This window comes from Nordella sp. HKS 07 (assembly GCF_011046735.1).
Classification (GTDB): Bacteria; Pseudomonadota; Alphaproteobacteria; order Rhizobiales; family Aestuariivirgaceae; genus Taklimakanibacter.
The window spans coordinates 5,186,579-5,203,775 of record NZ_CP049258.1 but is presented as its reverse complement, the minus strand read 5'-3'; the positions used below and the strand labels follow the sequence as shown (position 1 = coordinate 5,203,775).

Below are 17,197 nucleotides of genomic sequence, written 5' to 3'. Positions count from 1 at the left end.
CATTCACCATTGCCACGACTGGGCGGCGGAATCTTCCAATGGCGCCCACTCATAACATCGTGTCTTTCGACAGGCTTCTGATAGATCGAAAATGTCCAGCTTCTCCTTCCCTTGCTCATCCGACATCGAGCCCGCCAGCAATTTCACATGCTCAGCTAAAGTTTGGACACCGATCACACGCCGGCGCCACATGCCATCCGCTGTGTGGAAATCCATGACCTTTCCATCGGTCGTTACGACATCGATAGGAGCGTCCGGCGGCAACGGCCACTCCCATATTGGAAGATATCCCGTCCCTTCGGATGGGACCGCTTGAACCGTAAAATAGGGATTGCAGTTGCCAGGATCATTCTTGGCACATCTGCTCTCCTTGTCGATGCGCACTTTCGATGACGACATCTCAAACTCGCACGGGAAGATCGCCGCCGCGCACCTGTGCTCCACATTCGGCGACGTGGAGAGGAGATAGGGATCATTCACACCAGGTGTTGTATCGGCAATGAGCCACTCGTCGCCAAACTTCAAAGCGAAGCCCATGCGGGGAGGCGCATCTTGGACCGGTGAGATGAAATCATAGACATCCATACTGGCCCATAATGTCGCCCCCGCAACCTCGCCCGACTTCTCCCGCCATAGTTTCCGCCACGGTGGCTCAGCTCGCACTTTCGCGTATTTCTTTGGATAGGTCACACGCAGAAGACGCGGTTCCGGCAGCCACGCGACACAATCCTTACCCGTGAAACGCTCACAGGTCAGGCCCAGCATCCAGAACCGCGGCTCCTGGTCCTTTCCGGCCGGCCACACCATCAAGAGAGGTATAGTTTTGTTGAGGCAAACCATATCGCCTTCCCTAGCCAAGGGATACAACCTCGCATCCGGCGCGGGTTCGGCCCCCGCTCTCGAAGCGGTCCCGAGCCGCGCCCACCAGGACTTCGTGTATTCAACGTAAGTCACGCCGAGGTATAAGGAACCCGCCGGGTGCATGAGCACGGGGTTGTACATCCTGCAATCTGACTTTGAGGTTTCGAAATTCGAATCCGTGGGATCGCGGAAAACGACCGCCCCGGTGATCTGGCGCGCCGCTCTTTCCCAACTGCTCACCGACAATGACATCTCGTTGTAGGGCTGTGTATCTTTCACCCAGTTCTCGGCGCTGCGATGTCCATTCATCCGATTATAGACACGATCGAGTTCGTAGGCGCTGGCTTCGAGCCAGCGCTGCGTGTCCAGATTACCGGACGACGCCACGGCACCGAAATAAAGCCGATCCTGCGAACGCGTCAGCTCGTTTTTCTTCACGGCCAGATATAGCCCGCCGCCGCCGAGGGCGATGGTAAGGAGGCCAACGGCACCGGTCATGATCATCCAGCGCGGAAAGTAGCGTTTCGAAGCCGCGGTGGCCCATGGTTCCGCCATTTTCCCGATGCGCCGGCGCATCTCCTGTTCCAGCACCTCACGCTCGCGCGCCTCGGCTACCGCCGCCTGCCCGCTTGCTTCCTGCTGGCCCGGAGATTTCCGCCCTTCGATATCAGCCAGAAGAGCCGCGGCAAGACCGACACTAACGCTCTTGGCCGGCCCCACGACCTTGCCGACATCTTCACGAAAACGATCGGGAATGAGCTCGCGGGCACGACTCTCGTTCTTCTCGCGTATCCAGTCCCAGGCCCAGCCCCAGAGCGAGCGCGGCCTGGCCGCGCCGACGTCGTCCGTTTCTTCATTCTCGATATTGGTGGATACCTCGCGAAGGCTGTGTTGGAGCGCGCCGATCTCGCGCAGCCAGTCGTTGTATGTGTTCCAGTTGCGGATCAGGGCCTCGTGCGAGACGTCGAATTTCTTGTCCTTGCCACTGCCGGTCCGGTTGAGATATCCACTTCGCTTGAAGGTCAGCAGCACATCCTTCACCGCAGCCTTGTCCGCCGCGTCATTGTCGAGGAGCTCCGCGACACGCGCAGGAGAAACGAATCGGCGAGCCCAGTTGCCGCGATCGTCGCGGCGCGCCATTGCGCAGAAAGCGGTGCGCACCACACGCTCTGCCTTGTCGCGCGCATCTGGGCCGGTGAAGCGCTGGGCAGCCTTGTCGATCGCCTCGTCGCGCGCCCGGTCGGCATAATTGTTGAGACAGCGGACAAGAAAGCCCGGCTCGACGCCATCGCCGATGTGCGCGAGATCGGGAACGCCGATGACGCGATCCACCGGCTTGCCCTCCTTGAGTTCGCGCTGCCAACGCATCATGGCGGCATCCCACAGGTGCTGAAGCGCATGCTGCAGCAAGGGCAGATAATCCGATTTGTGAGTCAGCCCCGCCATGGCGCGCTGGCTCTCGTCCATCAGAAGCTGCACCACCTTGGCATCGAAAGGGGCGGTGTCGCTGTCAGGCGCTGCTTCATGAGCCCAAATCCAATCACCAAATACCGCCTGTGCCGGCCGGATGATGATCTCGCGCCGCGCATTCTCGTCGTCGAGAGGACCGAGGAGATAGGCGGTCTCCGTGACGATATTGGCAAGGCCCGCCTCGGCGCAGCGATGCAACTCCTCGCTTCTGAGCGTGAGCGCCAGGAACAACGACGACGGACGCTGCTTGAAGGTCTCCTTGATCAATTCGCATAGATTGTCTTGACCCTGCGGCGTCACTTCCGAGCGGAAGGCCTCTTCGAATTGATCAATCAGCATCAGAAGGTTGGGAGGGCCGGCGCGGGCGCCGCGGGAAAGCTCGATGTCGAGCCGATCGAGCACGTCGCAGGCTAGTTTGAAGACGCCTTTTACAATGAGCGGGGTGGCGCGCAGCTCGTCCGGCCGGGCGTCACCGAACAGCCTCTTGCGGATCGCGGCGACGGCCTGAACGCGCAACTGCTCTTCTGAGTCTTGCGTAATCAGGGCGTCATCGAGGTCAAGCGCCTTGACTAACGCTCGCCTGCCGAGAAACAAGTCATCGGCCGGCGCGAAGCGCGCCACAGGGGCAATGATACTGTCGCGAAAGCCGTCGACCAGCGCGCTGTTGGGGTCGAGACCGGGACGGAACTCGACAACATACCAGCGTCCGGTGAGGCCAGGCACCGAGGCGGAAGTTGAAAGCCTTGGAATGAGACCGGCCCGTACCAGCGAGGACTTACCGCAGCCCGAGCCGCCCAGCACCACCATGATGTTGCTCTTGGCGAGGCGCTGGACCAATCCATCTGTCTGCGCCTCGCGCGCGAAAAACAGCGCCGATTCGTCAGGGTCCGAAGCTGCGCAAGCCTGGATAGGGCGTGGGCGGGGTGAGCCACAGCAGCTCGCGGCGCTCGTCCTCGCTGATTTCCGCAGCCGACCTCTCGGGGCTCTCGTCCTTTCGTTCCTTGATCAGCTCATCCCAGCGCGAGACCAAGCGCTCAATCCGCCTGCGGCTCTCCACACCCGCGATGTTGACGTCGTCATTCATGCCGACTGAGCCCAAGTTCCCAATGCGTTGTCCAGTCTCTTCCGGCTCTGCTCCTCGGGCACGAACCGCTCGCCGGCATATTCGAGCTCAAGGATAATCCAGCGCCGCAGATGGAAGGTCGGCAGATGCGGGCTGCGCGGCAGCCCATGCCGGCCGTTGCTGATGCAGGCCACCCAGAACACATCCTCGGTCCGCAACCCCTTGGCCTGCAGGATCTTATCGGCCCGAACCTGAACGTCGGTGAATTTTGCGAGTATCTGCTGACGGGGATCGCCATTGCCTATCATGACATTGGCCGATGCCTTGAGATCATGGGCGACGAGAATCGGCCGCTGGCCGGCGATATCGCCGAAAAGCAACTCGAACTCGCTGGGCGGAAACTCCACATAGGTGTTCTCTTCGGGCAGATATTTCCGCACGCAGCCGAATATCTCCTCCGGCAGCTTTCGCCTCACTTCCGCCGCGCCATTGCCAGGCTCATCAACACTCTCGAGGGTCAGGACCGGACCGCGTTTGTCGCGCCCGAGCAAGCGGGCCAGCACATGCGACAGCTCCGACGGAGTGTCGATCCGGAAGGCAGGATTGGCCTCGCCTTCCGTCTCAGCGCGCTTGCCGAAATCCTCATGCTGCTCGCCTTTCGGCAGCCACAGCATGATCTGCGACTTTTCCAGGACCGGTCGCGATTTCTCGGCCAGCGCTACCGACAGATACTTCAATGTGCGTCCCGGCTGCTCCATATAGGCTGGCGCATCTGCGGCCGACAGAGGCTGCACAAACAGCGCGCCCTCATTGAGTGCCGCCTCCTTGTCGGGATCGCACCACTTGTTCGGCCAGGCGGTAACCGTGGCGCCACTCGCCTTCATCTCTTCCGTCAGTTGGTCTGCCGCCTGCCGCACGCCATCCGAGAGCTCCGCCTTCGGGTGACCGAGCAGGATCATCTGCTTGAGGCTGACGATTGGGCCGACGGGAACAACCGGCTCCAGCAGCGCGTTGCGGATTTTTACGACCAGTTGGGCGTCGGGAGTGTCCCAGTTTGAACTTCCCGGCTGGAAGAAGGCTTGGTCCTTGATGTCCAGGCTATGACTCTTCTTGAAGTCGTCCCACCAGATCTTGCCACCCTGACTGAGAGTTATCGGCACGATCCTCTTGCGCAGACTGGCTCGGCGGTCGAGCTCATTCGCGCAATCCTTTTCATAGGTACTACCGATGAAGGCGATGAAAATATCAGCAGCGTCTATGCGTTTCGCCAACTCATCGCGCTCGACCTCGCCGGCGTCGATAGTCCGGTCAAGATGCTGCAAATCCAGCTCAAGGCTGAAGAAGTGTCGGGAAAACTCGTCGACAAATGGCTTCGTGTCATCGACATAGCTTAAGAAGACCTGCGTGCCGCTCATGGCCCACTCCGCTCCTCGACCTATGCCCTCGAGTAACTTGCATACAACTCTCAAGCATCGGGTCCGTCAAGATGTCCGCCCCCGGAGCATCATCTGATGCACGATAAGTCGTTAACGCGTGACCTAGGCCGGAAACTTCTCGGCCAGGGATTTGCGCAGCCTTTGGATCGCCATGACGCCAGCCGCATCGGGTAGCGACCAGGCATTGGTACCCGGTTTGAAGAAGGGCTGGTCGGCGATATCGTTAAGACCCGCCTTTTGCTTGACGTCCTTCCACCAGCTCCGTCCGCTTTGTCCCAAAGTGACCGGCACGACAATCAGATTCTGCCCGGCCTTACGTAACTCCAGTGCTTGGTCAAGTTCCTTAGCCGCCATCCGGCTCGGATAGTCTTTGCAAATGAATGCGATGAAAACTCCGGACGATTTGATTCTCTCGGCAATCTCGGCTGAGACCGCCTCGCCGGCATCGACATTCTCGATGAGCCAATCAAGCCTCAGGAAATTGCCGCTGACCGTAAAAAAGTGCTTGGAAAACTCCTCCACGAACACGCTCGTGTCGCCGACATAACTCAGGAAAACCTTCACCTCGCTCATGGTTAAGCCTCTCCTGCCGACTTGTCATAAGGTCAGCTGCATTCAACTCCGCAGCCAGCCTAGCGTCAAGCTCGCTCCCCATTATCGCAGATCGGCGGGGCGAATAATGTGCGGTTTATCACCATCGGCCTCAGCCTTGCGCACGAGATCGGCGGTGCCGCCGGGGCCATCGCCTCCTTTGCCGTCCCAAAGAGCGATCAGGTGATAGGCGCCGTGCCCCCGCGCGAGCTCAATCATCCTCGTATTGCACAAAGCATAGGCCTCGCTGGAGCGCGGCAAGTTCAAATTGATACAGTCTCGCGGGTCCTTGGCCCACAGGGCGCGAAAGCGTTCCACCCACTCTCCCTCCGCGACGCCGGCGATGGATGTTGTCTCGAACAGCGCCGGGGCGAAGGGAAGGACGATCACGGTGCGAAAGCCGAGCTCGCGGGCCTGCTCGTGGAACAGGATGTCGCCGCCACGCGCCGCGCTGGCATAGCCGATCTTCTCGGCCGGCATATGCGTCCTTGTCTCCGCGAGGGCTTTCCGGATCGCCACCGCGGCCGCCGCCTCCAGCGCCGGCGGAAAGCGCGGCTCGGGGCGGTCGGGCAAATCGATCATGTGCCCGGTGAAAATCACCGCATCGATCATGGGCAGGCTTCCCTCAAAATCCCGTCCTACATCTTTCAGCAGAGTGGGAACCTGCCCGCAATAGTCAAAGCCGCTACCGCCGCTCATGTCTTGTTGATCGACACACCGCCATCGACGAGAAGCGCTGCTCCAGTCATGAAGCTCGACGCCTCCGACGCCAGGAATAATGCCGAGCGGGCGATCTCGTCCGGTTCCGCCAGACGCTTCAAGGCATGCAACCCCTCGACGAAGCTTCTGATCTCAGGCGAGTTGATCACCTCGCGCCCCATCGGCGTATCGGTACCACCGGGAAGCAGCGCGTTGGCTCTGATCCTCTTCGCGCCGAACTCGGCGGCGATGACCTGGACGAGACCGACCAGGCCGGCCTTGCTCGCAGCATAAGCGCCGAGATTGGGGAAACCCACCGTGTGGCCGACAAAGGTGGAGGTAAAGATGAGCGATCCGCCGCCTTGCCTGAGCATTGCCGGGATCTGATGTTTCGCTGCGAGAAAGGCGCTCGTCAGATTGGTGTCGAGCGTCTCGCGCCATCCCGCGACACTGATGTCGGGTACGGGCGCCATCTCACCCACCGTGCCGGCATTGTTGAAGGCGATGTCGAGGCCGCCAAATGTATCGCGCGCGACCTCGACCAGCGCCTTGGCCACGGCTTCATCCTTCACATCGCCCGCAACGGCAACCGCTTCGCCCCCCTCACTTGTGATCTCCCTGACGACGTCGTCCAGACCGCCCTTGCGGCGTGCACAGAGCACGAGCTTTGCGCCTTCGGCGGCGAAGAGTTTCGCCGCAGCTCGACCGATGCCGGAGCTGGCGCCGGTGATGATAGTAACCTTGCCGGGAAGAGAAAGCATGAGAGTTCCTTTCATTGCATAATCGAAACTCTCTTTGATCCAGACCATGAAGCGAGGCAGCCCGTTTCTTGCTCGGGCATCGTAAAAATTGGTGAGGTCCGAATATCAGGGCCGGAAAAGACATCAGATCGCGCGGCGCGCCGCGAAGGTCTGCTGCACCCGCCAGCCGGTCTCGGTCCACAGCTCATTGCGCCATGAGAAGGAGTTCGCCTGAACATCGGAGAAAGACCAGCGCATGCGCGGTACTTCGCCTTCCGTCGTCTCGAGAATAATCTGCGCGCCGATCCTGCGCGCGGTGAAACTACGCACCACACGGTGCATCGGACCGATCCACGTGGACTGCCAGGCGCCGAGCTTCGCATCAAAGAAACGCAGGCTGGTGCCATATTCATAGAGATAATTCCGATCGGCGCGCTCCCTGCGCGGAGGCACGATCCAGACATCCTGTATGGCCCTGCCCTCCAATATCCAGGCGAAATGCCATTCGCCACGCTCCTCACGGGTGAGCTTGCCCGCTTCGTCGAACCAGCGAACAACGAGATCCCATGAGCCGATAAAGGGCGCAAAGATCTGCTGCTCAGGCGGGATCGCCTGATGCGGACCGGCGCTGATCAATGACTCGGCGAATGGGACAGATGAATGGGGCATGATTGTCCTGCTAACTTTGCCGGCGCGCCAGAATGGCGAAACGCGACAAGCGCCTTTCCTTGGCGAGCAAGGCGGCGGTCGCGAGGAACCGTTGCTGGCCGGCGAAGATATCGTCGCCTTCGATGCCGCGCAGCTCCGCCTCTCGTTTGGCGCGCGCGGTGAGCCATCCAGCCGCGTTCTCGGCCATATTCCGGGTACGATCCTCGACGCGCTCGACCTCAAAGCCCGTATCTATCAACAAGGCTTCGTCCAACCCGGCGGGCGTGAAAACGATGAAACCGATCGATGCGCGGATGGCGATTTCTGCATTGGTGATAAGGCCGGTCAGGACAATGGGATCTGTGAACAGCAGCAATCCGCCCGGCTTGAGGATGCGGCGACACTCCGCCAGCACCTGTGGCCGGTCGGGCAAGTGATTGATCGCATCAATACAGGTAATCGCATCGAAGCTCGAATTGACGAAGGCGAGGCGCTCAGCGGCATTGCCTTGATAGAATTTGGTGCGCCCTTCATAACCCAGCTCGCGCGCGCTGGCCTTCGCGCTGGCGATGGCATCGCCGTGGAGATCGACGCCCGAGACATGGCAACCTGTCTTCTGGGCGATCCGCAAAGTCGGCTTTCCCGACCCGCATGCCAGATCGAGCAGTTGACTCGAGCGCGACAGATGCAGCCACCCGATAAAGAGATCCTGCTCTTCCGCCGTCAGCCACCCGGTCTGGCCGATGTCCTGGCCGAATGCCTCACGGCGAATCTCGGCATAGAGGTCGGTCGCAAAATTGCGGTAGCTGGCACCGTAGAGATCGACGCGCTTGTCGGTTTCGGATGTCTTCATGACCTCGTCCCGCTCATGACTGCCCCGCCGCATCCCCGGCTCATTCTCCATACGAGGGAGATACAAGCAAGCGTTCAGCGATGAGCCCTTGCGCTCGCCACCCATTTCCACCACCACCCTGAATTAATTCTCAATAACAGGAGAAGCTTGAAGATCATTTCGTGTCGGTTTGCCAGGCATGGCAGTGCGACCACTTCCAATGCCAGCCAGCTTCTCATTGTCGATGCTTAGAATTCAGCTATCCTCAAAGCCGACGCGGCCCGGCGTTGCGTCATCGATGTGACCCCACGGACCCCGTCAGTGACCGCAACTACTGAACCGACCGTCGCCGTCAATATCGGCGGCAGCAAGATCGCCGTCGCCCGGATCGAAGGCGGCGGAATCACCGAACGCCACCAGACCGCGACGCCGCGCACTGGCCATGGCCACGACCTCGCCGATGCGGTGGCGACGATTGTGCGCAAGATCAGCGCGAACCCGGCCAGGCTCGGCGTCGCCACCACCGGCATCGTCGCCGAAGGCTGCCTCACCGCGCTCGTTCCCGGCACACTGCCGGTCGAGAACAACTATCCGATCGTCGCCTCCTTGCGGCGAAGACTCGGTGTGGAGCCACTCGTCGTCAATGATGCGCAAGCCGCCGCCTTCCATGAAAGCCGTCAGGCTGGCGAGATTGTCAGGCGTCTCGCTTTCATTACCGTGTCGACCGGCATCGCCGCCGGCATTGTGATTGATGGCAAGCTGCAGATCGGCCGCCACGGCCTCGCTGGACATGCCGGCCATATGACCGTCGACGGATCGGGTCCGCTCTGCGGATGTGGTCGGCGCGGCTGCGTCGAAACGCTTGCTTCCGGAACCGCCATCGCCAGGCGTGCCAGCGACGTTATCGGCAAGGAGATGAGCGCGCCGGCGGTCTTCGCCGCAGCGCATCAGGGCGATGAGCACTGCGTCCGCGTGATCGAGGACGCCGTCCAGGCGCTCGCCGCCATGATCGCCGATCTCGTCGCCAGCCTCGATCTCGACCTCATTCGCCTGGGTGGCGGTATCGGCATCGTGCCTTCCTTCCTCCACCGACTGCGCGCCACGATGGAAGACCTGCCCGCGATCTATCGGCGTCCGATCGAGCCGGCACGCGGTGGCGCTGAAGCCGGGCTACTCGGCGTTGCCGCCTTGTTGGATGTGAAACTTCCTCAGTAATCGTCCAATGCGCCGGGGCGAATATATTAAGACTCGGCTTCGAACGGCATGCCGGCATCGGCTTGGTGGGACTTCGGATCAAGGGGATGATCGGCATCGCTGCGGCGGGCGCCCTGCTCTTCGATCCTGAGAGCGGGCAACGCATCGTCTAGCTGGCGGGTTTCGGCGGCAGCGCGTAGCCTGCGACAATGACCGATGATTCATCCCCCCATTCTGAAGAATGGCGCGCGCAGGCGGTACTCGGCAACTACGCGGAGCGTCCCCACGCCGGCCCTCTCACGCACCTGCGTATCTGGTCCTATACGGATGCGGTCTCCTATGCGCCCGGCGAACGCGTGAAACTGCATTGCTGCACCAATGCGCCGGCTTTCGATCTCATTGTCCTGCGCGACGGGCTCGTGCAAGAGGTTGTGTACGCGCGGCAAGGCCTGCCGGGCAAGTTGCACCCGATCCCCGACGATTGCTCGATCAAGGGCTGCGGGTGGCCGGTCGCGCTCGAGTTCGAGATCGGTGCCAACTGGCGCTCGGGCGTCTATATCGTGCGTACGCTGTGCCGGAAAAACGACACTGTCGCCGACACTCATGAGCATCTCCTCATCGTCCGGCCGAAGCCGGCCGCTGCCGCGCCGGGACGCCTCCTCCTCATCGCCGCCACTGCGACCTGGACAGCCTATAATGACTGGGGCGGCTCCAACCACTATCAAGGCTTCACCGGTCCGAAGGGTGATCTCTTCTCGGCGGAACTCAGTCTCCACAGGCCGCTCGCCAAGGGTTTCGTCAGTCTGCCGCCCGACGCACCGCGTCCAGTCCTGACCGAACCGCCAGCGAAGATGGCCGAGCCGCGCTATCCACACATGGAATGGGCCTATGCGAATGGCTACAGCAAGAAATATGCGTCCGCCGGCTGGGCAAGCTATGAACGCCATTTCGTCCAATGGGCGGAGGCGTCAGGCTATCCGGTCGACATCATCTCGCAGACCGATCTGCACTTGCGCCCTGAGATCATCTCCGCCTATCCCTGCCTGGTGATGGTCGGCCATGACGAATACTGGTCCTGGCAGATGCGCGACGCGATCGACGCCTACGTCGACAAGGGCGGCCGCATCGCCCGCTTCGCCGGTAATTTCCTCTGGCAGATAAGGCTCGAGGACGAAGGCCGTACCCAGATCTGTCACAAATATCTGGCGACCAGGAACGACCCCTGTATGCTCTCAGGCCCGCGCCATCTGGTGACCGAAGCCTGGGAAGCGCCCGAGATCGGACGGCCAGGCTCGCAGACCTTCGGGCTCAATGCGACGCGCGGCTTCTACACCGGCTGGTCCGGTTGCTCGCCGCGTGGCCCCAAAGGCTTCCCCGTCTACCGGCCCGAGCACTGGGCCTTCGCAAACACCGGTCTCTATTATGGCGATGTGCTCGGTGCGCGTTCCTGCATCTTCGGCTACGAAGTCGACGGGCTCGACTACGAGATCCGCGGCGGCCTGCCTTATGTCGCGCCCGGCGAACAGGCTCCCCAGGACATCGAGATCCTTGCGCTCGGACTGTCCTCGACGATCGAGGAAGGCCCGACGATCGTGCCGGGCAAAGTGTTTCTCGGCGCCGAAGATGCGGAGTATGTCGCCTCCGTTCTCAAAGGCAGCAGCGATGCCGCCGCCGTCGAGGCGACGAAGCGCGGCTGCGGCATGATCGTGAATTTTCGCCGCGGACGCGGCGAGGTCTTCCATGCCGGCACATGCGAATGGGTGGCGGGATTGCTGCGCCAGGACGAGATGGTCATCCAGGTGACGCGCAACGTGCTCGACCGCTATCTCGCCTGACACTCACGTGATCAGTGCCGCGAGCGCTCGGGCTGTGAGATAGAGGCCAAGTCCGAAGACCGTATGGTTGAGAAGGCTGCGTAACCGCGCGACCGTAGGTCTCGGCGTCTTCGCGGCGGCAATGCCGAGCCCCAGGCCTGGCTGCATGATGAAGAAGGGGGCGGCGAGCGTCGCCCACCCGATGATGAGCGCGGGCATCAAAGTGGGCTGGTACGCCCAGCCGGGACGCCAGATCGCCAACAGGACACCGGCGAAGACGATGCCAATCGCATAATGTGCGATCCATCCGATTGCCAGCTCGCCCCGGACGGGCGCCGCCTTGGCTATGCTCTCGTGGACAAATCGTCCGGCCGGCATGTGGCCGAACCACCGGCCCACCATTCCCCAATTTACGGCGGGAATGCCGAACATCTGCTTCGTGCCCATGCCCCAGACATCAGCCAGGGCCGTCGCGCCGATACCGATGACCGAGGAATAAATAACAAACTCAATAGCTTCCTGCATGAAAACCATCATTCAATTAATTCATTGAATGATTGAAGCAGAACGGCTAGCCTGCTGTCAATGACCGACCGCATGCCGAACCGGATATTCGCCGACGTGGCCGAGTTGACCCGCAGCCTCGGTCATCCACATCGCCTCCAGCTGCTCGACCTCATCTCCGAAAGCGAGCATTCAGTTGAGCGCCTCGCCGAACTCTCAGGCCTTTCCATTGCCAATGCCTCCCAGCATCTCCAGCAACTGAAGCGCGCCGGCTTCGTAGCCGCGCGGCGAAACGGCAAGCACGTCCTCTACGGTTTGGGCGACGGTCCGATACTCCCCCTGCTCGCGGCCCTGTGCCACTATGCCGAACATCGTCGCGCCGGGATCAGCGCCTTCGCGATGGACACTCTCACGCGGCAGGCTTCCCTCGAAGCCATCACACGCGAAGAGTTGCTGCGCCGGATGCGCGAGGAGAGCATCACCTTGCTCGGGCCATGCTCTACGGCTGAAAATGTAAAGAAATCATCTACTTGACTATGCCGTACTGTTTGCAGACTACAACAAAACAGCAGAACCACGGCGCCGGCGGCGCCGGTTGTTGTGGGCGCGCAACAACGTGTTGGATGCATGAAACGAAAATACTGTGTGAAATCAATGATTTAGAAGCGCGACGCACCGCAGATGGGTGTTTCAGGTGGCGGTCTCAGGCCCGGGAAATGCAAGTGCCATGGGCATTTTCTGAATTTTACTGCCGAACCTTAAGCTTCACCGCTCTTTCCCCGACCCGGTAACGGACCCGCGGCCGCAGCTCATGCGCCCAGATATCCGGCGCCGTATGCCGGTTCCGCCACGCCTCGACTAGCCTGCCGAAGGCCAGCGGACCGAGTTCCAGGAAATCCTTGCGCATCGGCATACCCTTGGGCCAGGCCGCCGTGGCGCCGAGCGCCGCCAGCGCCCGTTTCCTCGGGTTCCGCAAAATGAGAACTGGCCTGCCGAAGCGTGCGGCCTCGGCCTTCGCCGCCGAGATCAGGCCGCCGTGACAACGACAGAATTTGCCGCCGCGCAGGGCAAATGCCCGGCACTTGCGGCCGGTCGACCGCGCCGTGGCCTCGCACAACTTCACCACGCGCCTGGCCCGTGCCGCCCGGAAGGCGGCCGACTGCTTCGGGTTCCTGCTCCCGCGGCCGTTGACGAACGGCGCCCGCCACGCCGGACGATGTCCCACTACCGCTTCTCCAACGCTCGATCGCTCATGGCGTCGAGGATTAGACCGGCGCGCCGCTGGCCGCAACCAGTGCCGGATCTCAATAACGACCATTACGGTGCGTCCCCACAGCCGCAGCCATCTGGACCGGCCACATCGCTCATCTCCGCCGTACCGGCCAACGGCTCCGCCGGATGCTGCCGCCGGCGGTCGCAGGGTTATTTTTCTGCCCCACTCACCGGCGCGCCGCGGAGGTCTGCCCCGGTCAGCCTGCCCCAGTTCCTCCCCCTACGGGGGAGAGAACAACTGGGGCAGACCGGGGGTGACTGCAGCGCCACACTTCGCCCCGGTCTGCCACAGTTATTGCCACAGTTATTGCTGGCAACTGTGGCAGACCCGTTACCTCACGTTCCAGCGCCGTCGTCGGGCTCTTCTGACCCCCCTGCGGCCGGCGTCCCCACCGCCGCCGCCAGCGTCTCGGCCAGCGATGTCGCGGGGGCGCCGACGGCGACGAATGTGCGCTGCATGCGCTTCTCGTCTTTTCCCATCACCCGCTTGAGCCAGCCCGCCTCGAGCCACCTGTCGATGACCGTTTTCACCTTCTCCCGTGCCGCCACCTGGGCAGTGCTGGCAGCTTTCGCCGCTTTCACCCCTCCGGTGGCGTCGAGCCCCATGTCGACGCCGAGCGCCTGGGCGACCGGGAACCCGACCCAGTCGCGCGCCCGCAGGTCGAGCCGCAGCTGGCTCTCGCCGATCAGCGTCTGTGCCTTTCTGGCGACCTCCGCGTCGACGCCGTCCATCACGTCCGGCGGCTCCCATCGGGCGAGGGCCTGGACCTCGTCGGCCGGCTGCGGCCCGCCGCCGCCGTCCGGCTCGGCAATACCGTTGTCGAGGTCGACGGAAACCAGTTCGTACCAGTCGTCGTTGCTGCGGGCGATCGCCATCGAGTTCTTCTCGCTGGCGCCGACGATGCGCACATACGAACCCGGTGTGGCGATGCCGAGCTTCATGGCGACATCGTCCGGCATCCGGTTCAGCGCCCGGCCCGAGCGCACGGCGGCCAGCAGTGCCGAGGCGCCGCGCAGGTCCTCGAGCGTCACCGCCTCGCCCGGCAGCGTCTTGCGCGGATGATGCACGATCATGACGGCGCAGCGCGCCTTGTCGGCCACGTAGCCCCATTTTTTCAACACCAGGGCGATCGCGCCGTTGTCGTTTTCCGACACCCCGTGCGAAGTATTGAACGGGTCGACGATGATGACGTCGATCCCCTGCGCCTTGATCTGGCCGATCAGGTCCTCGAGCATCGCCTCGTTGACGATCATGCCGTCCCGGCCTTGTGTCACTGTTGCCCATTCCCGGTCGCGGCCGCTGTCGAAAAACAGCCACTCCCTGATCTCGGCCCAGGCGACCTTGTGCTGCAGGCGGGCCGCCCGGATGCGGCGTTTCAGTTCCTCGCGCGGATCTTCGCCATTGTACATCCACACCTTGAGCCGCCGTCGCGGCTGCACGCCGATGAGATTGCGGCCGGTCGTCATCGCCAGCGCCTCGGCGATCACCAGCGACGTCTTGCCGGCGCCGCTGGCGCCGACCGTCGCGCTGACATAACCCCTGATGTAGTGGCGGGCGTACAGCCAGTCGCGGGGCGGCGTGTAATCGTCCTCCCCCGCCGCCGTGATGACGGCAAAGCCGACCTTCGGCTCGACCTTGTCGAACGGATCGGGCTCTCCCGGCACCAAGGGCTTCAGGAAATTGTAGACTTTTCCGGTCGGCTGATTTTTTTCGTCCATGGCTTGTCCTTCCTGCGGCCGAATAGCTTGTGCTGTAAAAATTCTATCTCCTCAGCCAGCTTTGCGTCCTTGCCGCGGAAGCGCCGGATCGTGCTGACCACCCAGTTTTCGCCATAGCGGCTCTGCCGGCCGGGATCGGGGCGCTGGCTGAGTAGCGCGGCGACACAGGCGCAGATCTCCGCTTCGCTCTCCTGCGTGTGGGCGGCGAGCCCGAGGGCCCTGCTCAGCGGCTCGAAGAAGCCGGTCGGGCCGCCGAGCGTCGCATCCAGAAGCTTGCGCCAGTCGCCGCCGCTGGCCGCCGCCGCCGCCGCGACCTTGCGCTCGATCGCCAGGGAAATGCTGTCGTAGCGCTCGGCCACCAGGCTGACGCGCCCAGCCGTGCCGGGCAGCACGAACGCCCACAGCTCCGGTGGCACCGGGTCTTCCATGTTCTCGAAGATCGGCCGGCTCGTATAGACCGGTTGGCCAGGCTGCAGGATTGCCGGATCGATCGGCAGGCCGGCGCGCTGCGCCGCCAGCCCCCAGCGGCGCAGCCGCAACAGGTCGCAGGGCCGGTCGAGCAGGTAGAACATCCTGAGCCGGGCGATGTCCGGGGCGATCAGGCCGGTGCTCGCCGTCGCCGTGACGGCGCACTCGACGCCGCGGAATTCCTCCGGCAGCAGATTGTCGCGCACCCAGATCGCGGCGTCGGCGAGGCGGTCGCCGTCGCCGTATCCCTGCGGCACCGTGACGTCGTCGACGTCGATCGCCAGCCAGGCGCGCGGGGTGGCGAACAGCGTGTTCGGCTCGCTGAGCAATGGCGACGCCCACAGCCGCCGGCTCCGCCGCTTCGGATCGTGCCCCGCGGCGGTCACGCCCATCACGATCATCAAGTCGCGCATGTCCGCCAGCCAGCGCAAGGTCTGCGCCATCGTCACCGTTGCCTGCGGACCGGCCAGCGCCCGCGCCATCTCGGCCAGGCCGGCGTTCGGGCTGTCCGGCGCCAGCTTGATCAGGCTCCACAACTTGGTGTTGTCGTAGTCGTGCTTGCGCAACGTGCCGTCTCGGCGCCGCCGGATCCGCTTGGCCGCCGTGCAGCCGGCCTGGGCGACGGCGCACAGGGTGAACTCGAAGCCGGGCAGGTTGGGCCGCTCAGTCATCGGGGTGCTCGACATCGACCTGCATGATCCTCGCCTCGCGACTGCCGCCGCGGCTCTCGAAGGTGATCGTCATCCACACTTTCCAGCTGGCGCCGCGCGCGGCCTTACCGATTTCCCTCACCAGTTGCTCGGCGTCGTCGCCCGCGGTGACGCCGAGGCCGTTCATCCACTGCAGGAGCATCTGCATGTCGTGGCAGAGGCGTGCCTGCGCCGTTCCGTCGGTTTCGGTAACCAGGGAAAGCGGGATTTCCTTGCCGGCGAAGTCGCCCTCGATGATGCCGACGACGAAGCCGATGCCGGACTTCCATTGCGAGCTGAACGGCGCGATGTCGTGCGGCAGCAGTTGGACCAGGTAGCGCCCATCTGGAATATGCGAGTAGCGTTTCGACAGCAGCGCGGCGAAATTGCCGACGGCGGGAGATTCCAATCGCGGCCGAAACAGCGGTGGAGGAGAAGCCGCTGGCGCCGGCGTGGCGGCTTCCTCGGCGCTTGTCTTCGGCGCCGGCGCGCCCTCGCGGATCGCGCGCGGGGTTTCCGTCGCACTCGCGATCTCCGCAGCCCCCGGAATTTCCGGGTCCTCCCGGGTGTCGGGGGTCTCCGCGAGTTTCGAAATTTCCGGGTCCGTCGGGTTGTCGGGGGTCGCCGGGCGCGCCGGTCGCGCCGGTCTCGCCGGTCTCGCCACTCTCGGCGCTCTCGCCGGCGGGGGCGGCGCCGGTTCGGCAGGGTTGTCGAACGCGGTGTTTGGCGCCGCCGGCTTCGTGAAGCTGAACAGCGGCTTTTTCGTTTCCGTCCGCGGCTCGTAAGGCGAGCGCGGTGGCAGCGGCGGCTTGTTGCGGCGGGGGCCCGGCGCCGCCGGCTTCGCCCCCTTAGTCGCCCCCTTCTCCGTCGTGTCGTCGTCGGCCGCGTCCATCTTCATGACCGAGGCCGCGAGATCGGCGGCCAGGCTGCTGGTGCCGCTTTGCGGCGGGTGTCTGGTGCTTATGGGTTTCATCTTGAACCTCCTCCTTTGAATCCCTGGCGTTGGTAGTGGTGCGGGGCGTCGTGCTGATAGGTTCGGGAAATTTCAGCCCGCTGACGTGGATCAGGCGTCCCTCGGCCACTTCGACGCTCTCTTTCGGCACGGCGGCCGGCGGGGATCTCGGCCAGCAGCCCGTCCATTTCTTTCCGTGCGGCGATCGGTGCCTGCGCGATGAGATTGTCGTCGCGCATGGATTT

The 17,197-nt window shown here is 63.1% G+C and carries 17 protein-coding genes; 3 read left to right on the top strand and 14 right to left on the bottom strand.

Annotated features, from left to right (window positions below; translation table 11 throughout):
* Positions 1-3: 3 nt before the first annotated feature.
* From G5V57_RS24465 to G5V57_RS24430, 8 genes are all read right to left on the bottom strand, one after another.
* Complete coding sequence (locus G5V57_RS24465; RefSeq protein ID WP_165170275.1) at positions 4-3,168, bottom strand: hypothetical protein; 3,165 nt, start codon at positions 3,166-3,168, stop codon at positions 4-6.
* Positions 3,169-3,211: 43 nt separating this feature from the next.
* Positions 3,212-3,415 carry a hypothetical protein gene (locus tag G5V57_RS24460; protein WP_165170274.1) on the bottom strand — a complete coding sequence of 68 codons (204 nt, stop codon included), beginning with the start codon at positions 3,413-3,415 and terminating at the stop codon, positions 3,212-3,214.
* Complete coding sequence (locus tag G5V57_RS24455; RefSeq protein WP_165170272.1) at positions 3,412-4,809, bottom strand: TIR domain-containing protein; 1,398 nt, start codon at positions 4,807-4,809, stop codon at positions 3,412-3,414. The genes G5V57_RS24460 and G5V57_RS24455 overlap by 4 nt, the downstream gene beginning before the upstream one ends.
* Positions 4,810-4,932: 123 nt before the next feature.
* Positions 4,933-5,403, bottom strand: coding sequence for a TIR domain-containing protein (locus tag G5V57_RS24450; RefSeq protein WP_165170270.1), 471 nt, complete (start codon positions 5,401-5,403; stop codon positions 4,933-4,935).
* A gap of 81 nt (positions 5,404-5,484) precedes the next feature.
* A complete protein-coding gene (locus G5V57_RS24445; RefSeq protein WP_165170268.1) occupies positions 5,485-6,033 on the bottom strand; it encodes a hypothetical protein in 549 nt (182 codons plus the stop codon).
* An 83-nt stretch (positions 6,034-6,116) separates the two neighbouring features.
* Positions 6,117-6,881 carry an SDR family oxidoreductase gene (locus G5V57_RS24440; RefSeq protein ID WP_165170266.1) on the bottom strand — a complete coding sequence of 255 codons (765 nt, stop codon included), beginning with the start codon at positions 6,879-6,881 and terminating at the stop codon, positions 6,117-6,119.
* A gap of 123 nt (positions 6,882-7,004) precedes the next feature.
* Entirely contained in the window at positions 7,005-7,529 is a 525-nt protein-coding gene (locus G5V57_RS24435; protein WP_165170264.1) for a hypothetical protein, read from the bottom strand.
* Positions 7,530-7,539: 10 nt separating this feature from the next.
* Complete coding sequence (locus G5V57_RS24430) at positions 7,540-8,361, bottom strand: class I SAM-dependent methyltransferase (RefSeq protein WP_165170262.1); 822 nt, start codon at positions 8,359-8,361, stop codon at positions 7,540-7,542.
* 300 nt (positions 8,362-8,661) lie between these two features.
* Between G5V57_RS24430 and G5V57_RS24425 the strand changes: the two genes are divergently transcribed.
* Both G5V57_RS24425 and G5V57_RS24420 read left to right on the top strand, forming a co-directional pair.
* Positions 8,662-9,555 carry an N-acetylmannosamine kinase gene (locus tag G5V57_RS24425; protein WP_165170260.1) on the top strand — a complete coding sequence of 298 codons (894 nt, stop codon included), beginning with the start codon at positions 8,662-8,664 and terminating at the stop codon, positions 9,553-9,555.
* Positions 9,556-9,743: 188 nt separating this feature from the next.
* Positions 9,744-11,369, top strand: a complete 1,626-nt coding sequence (locus G5V57_RS24420; protein WP_165170258.1) for a N,N-dimethylformamidase beta subunit family domain-containing protein — start codon at positions 9,744-9,746, stop codon at positions 11,367-11,369.
* A 3-nt stretch (positions 11,370-11,372) separates the two neighbouring features.
* Here G5V57_RS24420 and G5V57_RS24415 read toward each other — a convergent pair whose 3' ends face one another.
* Complete coding sequence (locus G5V57_RS24415; protein ID WP_165170256.1) at positions 11,373-11,873, bottom strand: DUF2938 domain-containing protein; 501 nt, start codon at positions 11,871-11,873, stop codon at positions 11,373-11,375.
* Between the two features lie 60 nt (positions 11,874-11,933).
* Here G5V57_RS24415 and G5V57_RS24410 point away from each other — a divergent pair, with 60 nt between their 5' ends.
* Positions 11,934-12,386: a helix-turn-helix transcriptional regulator gene (locus G5V57_RS24410; RefSeq protein WP_165170254.1), complete on the top strand. Its 453-nt coding sequence runs from the start codon at positions 11,934-11,936 to the stop codon at positions 12,384-12,386.
* Positions 12,387-12,597: 211 nt separating this feature from the next.
* On the opposite strand, the gene G5V57_RS24405 is transcribed toward G5V57_RS24410, so the two are convergent.
* From G5V57_RS24405 to G5V57_RS24385, 5 genes are all read right to left on the bottom strand, one after another.
* Positions 12,598-13,077 (bottom strand): hypothetical protein, encoded by a 480-nt coding sequence (locus tag G5V57_RS24405; RefSeq protein ID WP_165170252.1) that lies wholly within the window; start codon positions 13,075-13,077, stop codon positions 12,598-12,600.
* A gap of 383 nt (positions 13,078-13,460) precedes the next feature.
* Positions 13,461-14,843 carry an AAA family ATPase gene (locus G5V57_RS24400; RefSeq protein WP_165170250.1) on the bottom strand — a complete coding sequence of 461 codons (1,383 nt, stop codon included), beginning with the start codon at positions 14,841-14,843 and terminating at the stop codon, positions 13,461-13,463.
* Entirely contained in the window at positions 14,798-15,982 is a 1,185-nt protein-coding gene (locus G5V57_RS24395; RefSeq protein WP_165170248.1) for a hypothetical protein, read from the bottom strand. The genes G5V57_RS24400 and G5V57_RS24395 overlap by 46 nt, the downstream gene beginning before the upstream one ends.
* A complete protein-coding gene (locus tag G5V57_RS24390; protein ID WP_165170246.1) occupies positions 15,975-16,973 on the bottom strand; it encodes a hypothetical protein in 999 nt (332 codons plus the stop codon). Before G5V57_RS24390 ends, G5V57_RS24395 begins: the two co-directional genes overlap by 8 nt.
* Positions 16,970-17,191 carry a hypothetical protein gene (locus G5V57_RS24385; RefSeq protein WP_165170244.1) on the bottom strand — a complete coding sequence of 74 codons (222 nt, stop codon included), beginning with the start codon at positions 17,189-17,191 and terminating at the stop codon, positions 16,970-16,972. Before G5V57_RS24385 ends, G5V57_RS24390 begins: the two co-directional genes overlap by 4 nt.
* Positions 17,192-17,197: the final 6 nt, after the last annotated feature.